Source organism: Thermodesulfobacteriota bacterium, from assembly GCA_040756475.1.
Classification (GTDB): Bacteria; Desulfobacterota; Deferrisomatia; order Deferrisomatales; family JACRMM01; genus JBFLZB01.
The window spans coordinates 1-11,441 of sequence record JBFLZB010000145.1 but is presented as its reverse complement, the minus strand read 5'-3'; the positions used below and the strand labels follow the sequence as shown (position 1 = coordinate 11,441).

The following is an 11,441-nucleotide window of genomic DNA, read 5'->3' as shown; positions in this document are numbered from 1 at the left end:
CTGCCCGAAGGGGTGAGCTTCCTCCAGAAGCCCTACTCCCTGAAGACGCTGGCCGCGAAGGTGCGGGCGGTGCTGGACGACGCAAGGTAGGAGCCGGCTCCTGCCGGCGATCCGGCCGAAGGCCGGGCAGAACCCACGGATTTTCCTCTTCCGGCCTCAAGTCTCTCCTCATTCGTCCGATCAGGAAGCGAACGCCCCGGAGCCGGCGTCGGGCGGACCTCCCCCTCGTCTGCCACCCCCCATCGATGCCCGAGAAGCGAGGCAACTGGCCATGTCCAAGACCGTGGTGATCGACCCCCTGACTCGCATCGAGGGCCACCTCGCGGTGGAGCTCGAGACCGAGACCAACCGCGTGGTGGGAGCGCGCTGCTCGGGGGAGATGTTCCGAGGCTTCGAGGTGGTCCTCGTGGGCCGCCACCCCCTCGACGCCCAGCAGCTCACCCAGCGCATCTGCGGCGTGTGCCCCATCTCCCACGGCACCGCCTCGGTGTTCGCCCAGGAGGCGGCCTACGGGGTTGCCCCGCCCCCCGCGGGCCGGGTCGTGCGAAATCTCATTCTGGGAGCCAACTTTCTCCAGTCCCACATCCTGCACTTCTACCACCTCTCGGCCCTGGACTTCGTGGACGTGGGGGCGCTGGTGAGCTACCGCGGCTCGGACCCGGTGCTGGGACAGCTCAAGGGCTGGGTCGAGGCCCAGACGGCGTCCAAGAGCCTCTACCCCGCGGCGCCCTTCCTACCCCACTGGGACGTGAAGGCCGATGCCGAGTTTAGCCGCGCGGCGCTTCGCCACTACGTGGAGGCGCTGGAGCTGCGGGCGGTGTGCCACAAGATGGCGGCGATCTTCTGCGGCAAGATCCCCCACTCCACCACCCTGGTGCCCGGGGGAGTGACCGAGAGGATCACGGTGGAGAAGCTGGAAGCCTACCGCTCCCTGCTCCGGCGGGTGGCGGCGTTCGTGGAGGGGGCCTATCTGCCCGACGTGCTCGCTGCGGCGGCTGCCTTTCCCGAGTACTTCCGGCTCGGCAGGAGGGCCGAGGGCTTCCTCTCCTTTGGGGCGTTCCCCGAGTCGGACCACCCGGGGTCGGCGTACCTGCCCCCCGGGGCCCTGCTGGAGGGGCAGCTCACCCCCTTCGATCCGGCCCGCATTACCGAGGACGTGGGACACTCCCTCTACTCCTCGCCCTCCGGGCTCCACCCCTCCCTGGGCCGAACCGATCCGGCCCCCGACAAGCACCGGGCCTACTCCTGGGTCAAGGCTCCGCGCTACGGCGGCCAGACCATGGAGGTCGGTCCCCTGGCCCGCCTCCTGGTGGCCTACCGGAGCGGCCGGGTCCCCGAGGTCACCCGGGAGCTCGACGCCACCCTGAAGGCCGTCGCGAGGCCTGTTTCGGACCTCCCTTCGGCCATGGGTCGGCACCTGGCCCGGGCGGTGGAGGCCAAGCTCCTGGCCGAGCGGTGCGCCGGGTGGCTCGACCAGCTTCGCCCGGGCGAGCCCGCCGTGCGAGACTTTCGCCTGCCCCTGCAGGGGAGCGGCGCCGGGTTCGTGGAAGCACCCCGGGGGGCCCTGGGGCACTGGCTCCGCATCGAGAAGGGCGTGATCGCCAGCTACCAATGCGTGGTGCCCACCACCTGGAACTGCTCGCCCCGTGACGACCGGGGCATCCCCGGTCCGGTGGAGGAAGCCCTGGTGGGCACGTACCTGGCCGACCCCGGCAGCCCCATCGAGGCGGCCCGGGTGGTGCGGTCCTTCGATCCGTGCCTGGCTTGTGCCGTCCACTGAGGAGGGACCGATGAACACCTTGACCCGCAGGCAGTTCCTGGGAATGGCGCCCAGGCTCGCGGCTCTTCTGGGCCTCCCCACGGCGGCGCTTCCCGGGATCGCCCAGGCCCTGGAGCAGTTGGCCGGGGGGGCGGCGCCGGTGCTCTGGCTCCAGGGCCTTTCCTGCTCCGGGTGCTCGGTGTCGCTCCTGAACGCCGAGTCGCCGGGGCCCGCCGAGATCCTCACCCGGTATGTGTCGCTTCGGTTCCACTCGACCCTCTCGGCGGCCACGGGATCGGCGGCCATGGAGGTCATCGACCGCACCGCGGCCGGGGGGGGGCACGTGCTGGTGGTGGAGGGGTCCCTGCCCGACCGGGTGCCCAAGGCGTGCACCCTGGGCGGCCGAACCGTCAATCAAGTGGTGCTCCAGGCCGCCCGCACGGCCCGGGCGGTCGTGGCGGTGGGCGCCTGCGCTTCCTTTGGGGGTGTCCCCGCCGCCGAGGGCAACCCCACCGGCGCCTCCGCGGTGCCCGCGTTCCTCTCTGCCCAGGGGATCTCCGTGCCGGTGCTCCGGCTCCCGGGCTGCCCCGCCCACCCGGACTGGATCCTGGGAACCCTGGTCCACCTGCTGAAGTTCGGCATGCCGCCCCTGGACGACCAGGGGCGGCCCCTTGCCTTCTACGGCCGCCCGGTGCACGACCACTGCCCCCGCTTCGCCGACTACGAACGAGAACGCTTTGCCTCGACCTTTGCCGAGCCGGGCTGCCTCTTCAAGCTGGGGTGCCTGGGGCCGGTGACCCACGCCGACTGCCCGGTGCGCTACTGGAACGGCCGCACCAACACGTGCATCCAGGCCGGCGGGCCGTGCGTGGGCTGCGCCTGGTCCGAGTTCGCCCGGGCCAAGTCGTTCCCCCTGTACCGCAAGGAACCCTCTGGCGCCTGACGGAGATCGCCCATGAAGCTGCACGTCAAGCTCAACCTCTCCCTCCTCTCGGGGCTGCTGGTCGTGGTGGGCGTAGCCCAGTCGGCCCAGTACCTGAGCTCTTCCCGGCTGATTGCCCGGCTCTCGACGGACACCCTGGAGGTGATGCGGGAGAGGGAGCACGCCAACGCGAAGAACCTCTTCCGTTCGGTGGAGAAGGCGGTGGCCGGCTCCCTGGAGCGGGGCGAGATGGACAAGTTCACCCGGATCCTCGCCGACCAGCGGCAGGTGGAGGGCCTCCTGGAGTTTTCCCTCTACGACCGCGCAGGGGCGGTGACCCACTCCACCCACGCGAGCAATCTCAAGAAGACTCTCTCCCCGGACCTCGCCCGGCAGCTCTCCGCCTCTCCCGAGATGCTCCTGGTCCCGCGGCCGGAGGCCATCGAGGTCTACAAGGCCGAGCAGGTCACCGACGACTGCGTGCGCTGCCACCACGACTGGCCGCTGGGCTCGGTAGGGGGCTACACGGCGCTCCGGTTCTCCACCCAGGCCCTGACGGAGGCCGAGGCGAAGGCCCAGGCGGCCCTGGCCAGCGCCAGGTCCACTTCTCTCCTGGTCTCCCTGCTCGCCCTCGGCGGAATCGCGCTCTTTTTCGTCATCGCCATGGCCTTTTGCGTCAACCGGTTCGTGCGCACCCCCCTGGGCCACGTGATGGCGGAGCTCAAGGATCTCTCGGCCGGCGAAGGGGATCTGCGAAAGCGCCTGGAGGCCAAGACCGGCGACGAGCTCGGGGAGCTCGCCTCCCTCTTCAATCGGTTCCTGGAGAAGCTCCAGGCCATGATCGGCAACGTGGCCGACAACGTGCACGGCCTCAAGGCCGCTTCGGGCGAGCTCTCCGGCGCGTCCGACGAGATTGCCGCCCAGGCTTCGCGGATGGGAGAGCAGTCGGGACACGCCAACGCCGAGGTTGGGGGGGCGTCCCAGAGCATCCGGAGCGTGGCGGTGGCCGCCGAGGAAGTGAGCGCCCAGGTGGCCCAGGTGGCCCAGGCGTCGAGCCGGGTCTCGGGGAGCGTGGAAGAGGTGGACCGCGCCACGGAAGCGGTGTCTCGAAACCTCAACGGGGTCGCTTCGGCCGCCGAGCAGATGTCGGCCTCGGTGGGTTCGGTGGCGGCCGCCATCGAGCAGATGTACGCATCGCTCAACGAGGTGGCCAAGGGCGCCGGCCGGGGGGCGAGCCTGTCGCGCAACGCGGCGAGCAGCACCGATCAGACCTCGGCGATCGTGGGTACCCTGGGCACCTCGGCCAAGGAGATCGGCGAGGTGGTGGAGCTGATCAAGGGGATCGCGGGCCAGACGAACCTCCTGGCTCTCAACGCCACCATCGAGGCGGCGGGGGCCGGCGAGGCGGGCAAGGGCTTTGCCGTGGTGGCCAACGAGGTCAAGGAGCTGGCGCGCCAGACCGCCAAGGCCACGGAGGACATCCGGCGCAAGGTCGAGGGGATGCAGGCGAACACCGCATCGGCGGTGGGGGCCATCGAGGCGATCGTGGGGTTCATCACCGAGATCAACGGCATCATGAGCACCTTTGCCACCGCGGTGGAGGAGCAGACCGCCACGACCAACGAGATCTCTCGCAACGTCTCCGAGGCGGCGGCGGCAGCGAGCACGGTGTCCCGCAACGTCCAGGAGGCCGCGGCCACGGCGGCCGCCACCTCGAAAAGCCTGGCGGGGGCGGCCCGGGCGGGCACGGAGGTCTCGGCCAACCTGGAGGAGGTAGCCAAGGCGGTCACGGGCATCGCCTCCGACGCGGCGGCGGCGGCCGACTACACCGAGAAGGCCTCGGGGCACGTGGGCCGGGTCCATGGAGACGTGGGGGCCGCGGTACAGGGCGCCAACCGCGTCCACCTCTCCGCCGAGCAGCTCGCCGCACTGGCGGGGCGGCTCGACGAAGTGGTGAAGCAGTTTCGCATCTGAGGCGGAGACAGCCCCGTGGCGGACTTCGACGAGGCCCTCTTCCACGAGTTCGTGGCGGAGTGCCGGGAGCACCTGGAGCAGATCGAGCCCGACCTCCTGGCCCTGGAGACGGGCGGCCTGGAGGTGCCGGCCGAGACCGTGAACCGGGTCTTCCGGGCGGTCCACAGCATCAAGGGGGCGGCGGGGTTCCTGGGGTTCTCGGCCATCCAGGGGCTGGGCCACTCCATGGAAAACGTCCTCATGCGGATTCGGGACGGGGAGATGGCACCCCGCCCCGACGTCGTCGACGCCCTCCTCATCGGCCTGGACCGGCTCGCCCGGATGGTGGGGGACGTGGACGGCGAAGGCCAGGACCCCTGCTCCGACCTCGTGGTCCGGCTCGACGCCCTGGTAGCGCCGGCGCCGGGACCGCCTCCCGGCGCGCCTTCGCCCCTTCCCCCGCTCCCGCCCGCAGGGAAACTGTCCTTCGCTGGGGATGGGGGCCTCACGGTGCGCGGACCGCCTGCCCTCGGCGACCACACCTTCCCGGTGGACCCCGCGGCCCTGGCGCGCGAGGTGACGCCGGTCTATGCCGTCTGGGTGCGGGGGGCGGAGGACCTGGCCGGCAAAGGGCGCACCCTGAGCGAGTTCTCGGCGGGTCTCGCGCCCTTCGGGTCGTGCCTCGCCTCCGACGGGGGTTCCAAGGGCGAAGTCCCCGAGGGCGCGGTGTTCCACTGGCTCTTCAAGTCCGTGCTCGACCCGGACATGGTGGCCATCGCCCTCGACCTCCCCCCGGCGCAGATCCGGCGGCTCCGGGCGGAAGACCTCGCCGTGGCGGCGCGTTCGGAGGTCGCCGCGTCCGGGTTGTCCGAGGCCGCGGTGGAGGAAGCGGCCGCCGGCCCGACGCCCCACTCCGACCTTCCCCCGGCAGCCGAGGGGAAGGGGAAGGCCGACTCCCCCCCGGAAGGGGCGGGACGAACGAACCCGGTGACGGCGCCCCAGCCCGAGACGGTGCGGGTTGCCGTCGAGCTCCTGGACCGCCTCATGGATCTGGCGGGGGAGCTCGTGCTGGGGCGCAACCAGCTTCGCCGGGAGCTCGAGCAACTCGAAGAACAGAGGCCGCGCCTCACCCAGCTCATGGGGCACGTGGGCCAGGTCACCAGCGGGATACAGGAACACATCATGCGGCTGCGGATGCAGCCCGTGGGCAGCGTGCTCAACAAGTTCCCCCGGGTGGTGCGAGACCTCTCGCGCCAGCTCGCCAAGGAGGTGGAGCTCACGGTCGAGGGGGCGGAGGTGGAGCTCGACCGCTCCATCCTGGAGGGGCTTTCGGACCCGCTCACCCACCTGGTGCGAAACTGCGTGGACCACGGCATCGAGTCGCCGGCAGAGCGAGAGGCCCGGGGCAAGCCCCGGGCGGGTTCGCTTCGCCTTCGCGCCTTCCACGAGGGGGGGCAGGTCAACCTCACCGTAACCGACGACGGAGCGGGCATCGACGCGGCTCGGGTCGTGGAGAAGGCCGTGGCCCGGGGGTTCCTGACCGCCGCCGCGGCGGAGAGCCTGGGGGACCAGGAGCGGCTCAACCTGATCCTGCTCCCGGGGCTCAGCACGGCCCGGACCATCACCGGCGTCTCCGGGCGAGGGGTGGGGATGGACGTGGTCAAGACCAACGTGGAGAAGTTGGGGGGGCACCTGGAGCTGGAGAGCAGTCCGGGCCGCGGCACCACGGTGCGGCTGCGGCTACCCCTCACCCTGGCCATCATCCCCTCCCTGGTGGTGGGGGCCGAGGGGCAGCGCTTCGCGGTGCCCCAGGTCAACGTGAAGGAGCTCGTGTGCGTGCGGGCGGGGGATCCCGCGCGCCGGGTGGAGCGGGCGGGGGAGGCCGACGTGTTGCGGCTGCGGGGGCGGCTCCTGCCCCTGGTGCGCCTGGCCGACGTCCTGGGGCTCGACCGCACCTATCGCGACCCGGGCGCCCCCCTCGGCACCCCCCCAAGGGCGGACCGGCGGGGCCGGCTGGGTGACCGGCGGGGGGAGGGCGGCGCGCCCGACGAGGCAGGGCTTCGGCAAGGGGCTCCCGACCGGCGCAGCCACTGGCAGAGCGACCTCTACGTGGTGGTGCTGCGGGCGGGTGCGAACCGCTTCGGCCTGGTGGTGGACGAGCTCTTCGACAACGAGGAGATCGTGGTGAAGCCCCTTTCCCGCTACCTCCAGGAGTGCCGATGGTTTTCGGGGGCGACGATCCTGGGGGACGGGAGGGTGGCCATGATCCTCGACGCCCCGGGGATCGCCGAGACCTCGAACCTGCGCTTCCCGGAGACCCCTCCGGGAGAAGGGGAGTCCGACGCCCGCCCCGCCGACGCCCGCCGGGCGCTCCTGGTCTTCCACAACGCCCTGGAGGAGCAGTTTGCCCTGCCCCTGTCGAGCATTGCCCGCCTGGAGCAGGTGGATCCCCGGGAGATCCAGCGGGTCGGGGGGCGGGAGGTGGTGGCTCGCCGGGGCACCGGTGTTCCCATCTTGCGCCTGGAGCAGCTCTTGCCGGTGCGGCCCTCGCCGCCGGACCTGGAGGAGGTGTTCCTCATCGTGCCCAAGTCCCGGCAACCGGTGTCCGCCATCCTGGCCTCCCGGATCCAGGACACCGTGGAGGCGGCTGCCGAGGTGCGCCGCGACCCCTCGGACTCGCGATGGGTTTTGGGTACGGCGGTCCTGGGGGGCCGGGTCACGACCTTCCTCGACCCCGACGAGCTCCGGGCCGCGGCGGAGGCCGGAGGCGCCCGAGGCTCTTGATGGTCGACTCAGGTCGCGTGCCAGCACGTTAGGCGGGGCCATCCCTCGCGCGCGGGAAGCAGTGCGCGAATAGCCGGCAGCAGCAGTCCCATTCACCCGGGTCTTCTCCAGGGTGCCGGCAGGATCAGGGGAACACATGTCCACACGGCAGTTCGTCACCTTTTCCGTAGGCGGCCTTCTGGCCGGGCTCGACGTGCGCAACGTGCGGGAGATCAACCGCCTGCCCGAGATCACCCCCGTTCCGCGCGCTCCGGCCTTCGTCCGGGGGCTCGTGAATCTGCGGGGCCAGACGGTCACGGTCTTCGACCTGGGTGCCTGCCTCGCGGTGGGACGATGCCTTCTCTCGGAGGAGAGCCGCAACGTGGTCCTCAAGGCCGACGCCGTGGGGCTGTTGGTAGACCGGGTGGGCGATGTGGTCCGGGCCGAGGGCGGGGAGGTGGAGCCCCCTCCGGCCAACGCCGCAGAGATCGACGCAGAGCTCGTGGAGGGGGTCGTCCAGCTCCCGGAGGATCTCCTCCTCATTCTCTCGGTACCCCGGCTCCTGGACCCGGCCCGGCTCCGGGCTCCGGCGCAGCCGCCTTCCGGGGCCCGGAGCTGAGTGCCGTGGGCGAGGCACTCCGCGTCCTGGTGGTAAGCGCCGCCGCCGGAAGCCGAAGGCTCTGGGAGCGGGCGGTCGCCGCCGTGCCGGGCGCCGCGGTGGTGGGGGCGGTGGCCACCCCCCGCATCGGGCTGGTCAAGGCGCAGGCGGCGGGCGTCGACCTGGTGATCCTCGACCTGGACGGAACGGACATTTCCCCTTCGGAGGCCATGGACGCGTGGCGAGCCGCCCATCCGGCGGTGGAGTTCCTTCTCACCGGCGAGCGCCGAGACCCCGCCGCCCGGAAGGTCGCCGCGGCCCTTGGCAAGGGGGCTCTGGAGTTCGTGGCCAGACCCCCCGAGGAAGAAGCCGAGGAGGCGCGGGTCCGACAGCTCCAGGGACGGCTTGGCCCCTTGGTGGGCCTTTGCCGGAGCCGGCGGTTCGCCCGCCAGGAGCTCGCGCCCGCCGGGTTCCCGGAGCCCGGCCCTCGTTTCGGGTCTGCCGGCACTGCCATGGCCGAGGCTCCGCCGGCGCCCTCCCGGCTCCCGGGCTCCGGACTGCCCCGGGTGGAAGCAGTTCTCATCGCCGTCTCCACGGGGGGGCCCGAGGCCCTGGGCCAGGTGCTTCCCCACCTGCCGGCCGAACTGGGGGTGCCGGTCATCGTGGTCCAGCACATGCCCGAGGCCTTGTCCGCCTCCCTGGCGCGGGACCTCGGCTCCCGGAGCGGGCTCCCGGTCCGGGTCCCTTCCCCGGGCGACCCGGTGCTCCCCGGGGCCGTCTACCTGGCCCCGGGAGGAAGGCACCTCCTGGTGGAGCGGGCCACCGGGGAGCCGAGCGCGCCGACGGCCCGGCGGTTCGCAACCAGCGACGCCCCTGCCGAGAACAGCGTGCGGCCGTCGGCGGACCCCCTCTTCCGGTCGGCCGCTTCCGCGTACGACGGCACCGTGCTCGCCGTGGTCATGACGGGCATGGGCGCCGACGGGCTTGCGGGCGTTCGGGCCCTCAAGAAAGGGCACTGCTACTGCCTCACCCAGACCGCCGAGACCTGCGCGGTGTACGGGATGCCCCGGTGTGTGGACGACGCCGGTCTGGCGGACGAGCGGGTGCCCTTGGGGCGGCTCGCGCAGCGGATCGCCGCTCTGGTGGCGGGCCGCAGATGAGGAAACCGGAGGCGGTTCGGGTCACCCCGGAGGAGTTTCGGGGCATCCGCGACCACGTGCGCGGCGCCTGCGGGATCGCCCTGGGCGATGACAAGGCGTACCTGGTGGAGACGCGGCTCGGCCCCCTGCTCCCGAGGTTCGGCCTCGGGTCCTTCGGGGAGCTTCGGCGGGCACTGGCGCAACCGGGCGCGGGGGTGCTGCGCCGGGCCGTCATCGACGCCATCGTCACCGGCGAGACCTCGTGGTTCCGGGACGAGCACCCCTTTCGGGCCTACCGGGAGGTCGTGCTGCCGCGCCTCCACGCCGAGCGACGAAAGTTCCGGCTCTGGTCGGCCGGGTGCTCCACGGGCCAGGAGCCCTATTCCCTGGCCATGGGCGCCTTGGAGTTCTACGCAGGCCGCGGAGGCGCCAGGGAGTGCCGGGAGCGGGTGGAGATCCTGGGAACCGACGTCTCGGAGGCAGCCCTCGACGCGGCCCGGGCCGGGTTCTACGACGGACTCCAGGTCGCCCGGGGCCTCGCCCAGGTCCACCGGGAGCGCCACTTCCGCTCGGAGAAGGACGGCTGGCGCGTGGGAGACGAGGTGCGAAGCCTCGTGCGCTTCCAGGCCGTGAACCTGCTCGACCCCCTGGGGGCGTTGGGGCTCTTCGACGGGGTGTTCCTGCGCAACGTGACGATCTACTTTTCCGAGGCGACCAAGCAGGCGGTCCTCCAGAAGGTGGCCCGGTGCCTGCGACCGGGGGGAACCCTCTTCCTGGGGGCCACCGAGAGCCTCCCCGCGCTGGACGGCCTCTTTCGCCCCGACCGGCACGGGGGCGCCACCTTCTACGTGCGGCAGGAGGGGTAGGGGCACGGCACGGTGCTCCTACGGCCAGGGACGAAACCATGGAGACGCATCCGATGCGAACAGCCCTGCCCCCGGGAAGGCGGGCCCCTTGAACCCGGCCTGGACCGAGGCGGTACGCCAGGCCGCCGTGGCGGTGCTCCGCAACTGTGGCCTGGGCGAGAGCCGGGCGGGCCCGGGGGCACCGGTTGCAGACCCCATCCGGGTCGCCGCCGCCACGGGAGTGGCCATCGACCTGCTCGGGCCGCGGCCGGGATCCCTGGCACTCCTCTTCCCGGAATGCTACGCGGCGGACCTGGCCGCGGCCGCCTTTCCCCTGGATTGTCGCCCCGGGGAAGGCATCGAGGCCGTGGAAGAGTGTCTGGCCGAGCTCGCCAACCTGATTGCCGGTTACGCGGCCGGGGCCCTGGCTTCCCAGGGCCTTCGCGTCGACCTCGCCCCGCCCCGGGCCCTGCCCGGTCCCCACCCCGAGGTCCGGCTTCCCCCGGGGGCCGAGGCCGTCCTCGTCCCCGTGGCGAGCCACCGGGGAACGTTCCTCGTCGTCTTTTCCCTCTGTGCCCCTGCGGACGCGCCCGGCCAGGATGCCGTGCCCGATGGGGGCCTTGCCCTTTCCAAGGAGATCGCCATGCCCAAAGTGAGAGCCCTCGTCGTCGACGACTCCCGGGTGGCCCGAAGCGTGGTGGTTCGGGCCTTCCAGCAGCACGGCTGCGAGGTGGTGGGCCTTGCGGAGAACGGCGAGCAGGCCATCGAGATGTTCCAGAGGCTCAAGCCCGATCTCGTCACCCTCGACCTGGTGATGCCCCAGCTCGACGGCGTGCAGGCGCTCAAGCAGATCAAGCAGATCGACCCCAAGGCCGTGGTGATCGTGGTGAGCTCGGTGAGCAAGAAGGAGACCGTGGTGGAGTGCATCCGCGCCGGTGCGGCGAACTTCCTGCTCAAACCCTTCGATCCGGCACGGGTCGGCGAGGTCCTCGCCCAGTGCTTCCCCGGCCGGTTCGGGAAGGAAGCCCCCGTCGCCCTGTAGGAGCCGGCTCCCGCCGGCGATCCGGCCGAAGACCGGTCCGAAGCGGCCCTGCGAGGCTGCATCGCCTGCGGGAGCAGGCTTCTACACGTGGGATCCGGCCGCGGGCCGGTCTGGAGCGCCGTAGGCGGGGGTGGCCTTGGCTCGGGCGAAGGTGTCGCTTGGGCTGAGCCTTCGGGCCCAGGTGGCCTGCAGGGCGGCCAGCCGAGTTGCGCCCTGCTGGGGCGAGAGTCCGCGAAAGCATTCTTCCTCGACCTGCCTTCGGCCCCTACCCCGCGTACCGCCCGTCTTCCAGGCGCCGGGCCTGGCCCAGGGAGGCCAGGGTCTCCAGGAGGTCGGACACGCGGTCGGAGCGGGCGCCCTGGAAGGTGCGGGCCAGCGCCTCGGGGGTGGCGGGGGCCACAGCCGCGGCCAGGGCGGCGC

Annotated in this window: 8 protein-coding genes; all 8 read left to right on the top strand. The window is 72.0% G+C overall.

Annotation, left to right across the window (positions count from 1 at the left end):
* Positions 1–271: 271 nt before the first annotated feature.
* The 8 genes from AB1578_17370 to AB1578_17335 all read left to right on the top strand — a co-directional run bounded on the left by AB1578_17370 (position 272) and on the right by AB1578_17335 (position 11,021).
* A complete protein-coding gene (locus AB1578_17370; protein MEW6489666.1) occupies positions 272–1,780 on the top strand; it encodes a nickel-dependent hydrogenase large subunit in 1,509 nt (502 codons plus the stop codon).
* 10 nt (positions 1,781–1,790) lie between these two features.
* Positions 1,791–2,702 carry a hydrogenase small subunit gene (locus AB1578_17365; GenBank protein ID MEW6489665.1) on the top strand — a complete coding sequence of 304 codons (912 nt, stop codon included), beginning with the start codon at positions 1,791–1,793 and terminating at the stop codon, positions 2,700–2,702.
* 12 nt (positions 2,703–2,714) lie between these two features.
* Positions 2,715–4,655 carry a methyl-accepting chemotaxis protein gene (locus tag AB1578_17360; GenBank protein ID MEW6489664.1) on the top strand — a complete coding sequence of 647 codons (1,941 nt, stop codon included), beginning with the start codon at positions 2,715–2,717 and terminating at the stop codon, positions 4,653–4,655.
* Between the two features lie 15 nt (positions 4,656–4,670).
* Positions 4,671–7,418: a chemotaxis protein CheW gene (locus AB1578_17355; protein ID MEW6489663.1), complete on the top strand. Its 2,748-nt coding sequence runs from the start codon at positions 4,671–4,673 to the stop codon at positions 7,416–7,418.
* 136 nt (positions 7,419–7,554) lie between these two features.
* The gene (locus AB1578_17350; GenBank protein ID MEW6489662.1) at positions 7,555–8,016 is read left to right on the top strand and encodes a chemotaxis protein CheW; all 462 of its coding nucleotides are present in this window, start codon (positions 7,555–7,557) and stop codon (positions 8,014–8,016) included.
* 5 nt (positions 8,017–8,021) lie between these two features.
* Positions 8,022–9,155 carry a CheB methylesterase domain-containing protein gene (locus AB1578_17345; GenBank protein ID MEW6489661.1) on the top strand — a complete coding sequence of 378 codons (1,134 nt, stop codon included), beginning with the start codon at positions 8,022–8,024 and terminating at the stop codon, positions 9,153–9,155.
* On the top strand, positions 9,152–10,000 hold the full coding sequence (locus AB1578_17340) for a protein-glutamate O-methyltransferase CheR (protein ID MEW6489660.1): 849 nt from the start codon (positions 9,152–9,154) through the stop codon (positions 9,998–10,000). The genes AB1578_17345 and AB1578_17340 overlap by 4 nt, the downstream gene beginning before the upstream one ends.
* A gap of 88 nt (positions 10,001–10,088) precedes the next feature.
* Positions 10,089–11,021 (top strand): response regulator, encoded by a 933-nt coding sequence (locus AB1578_17335; GenBank protein MEW6489659.1) that lies wholly within the window; start codon positions 10,089–10,091, stop codon positions 11,019–11,021.
* Positions 11,022–11,441 lie beyond the last annotated feature (420 nt).

What these genes read in the sequence shown, in the direction of transcription:
- AB1578_17365 (MEW6489665.1), top strand. Translation starts at nt 1,791, where the DNA reads ATGAACACCTTGACCCGCAGGCAGTTCCTGGGAATGGCGCCCAGGCTC.
- AB1578_17360 (MEW6489664.1), top strand. Translation starts at nt 2,715, where the DNA reads ATGAAGCTGCACGTCAAGCTCAACCTCTCCCTCCTCTCGGGGCTGCTG.
- AB1578_17370 (MEW6489666.1), top strand. Translation starts at nt 272, where the DNA reads ATGTCCAAGACCGTGGTGATCGACCCCCTGACTCGCATCGAGGGCCAC.
- AB1578_17350 (MEW6489662.1), top strand. Translation starts at nt 7,555, where the DNA reads ATGTCCACACGGCAGTTCGTCACCTTTTCCGTAGGCGGCCTTCTGGCC.
- AB1578_17340 (MEW6489660.1), top strand. Translation starts at nt 9,152, where the DNA reads ATGAGGAAACCGGAGGCGGTTCGGGTCACCCCGGAGGAGTTTCGGGGC.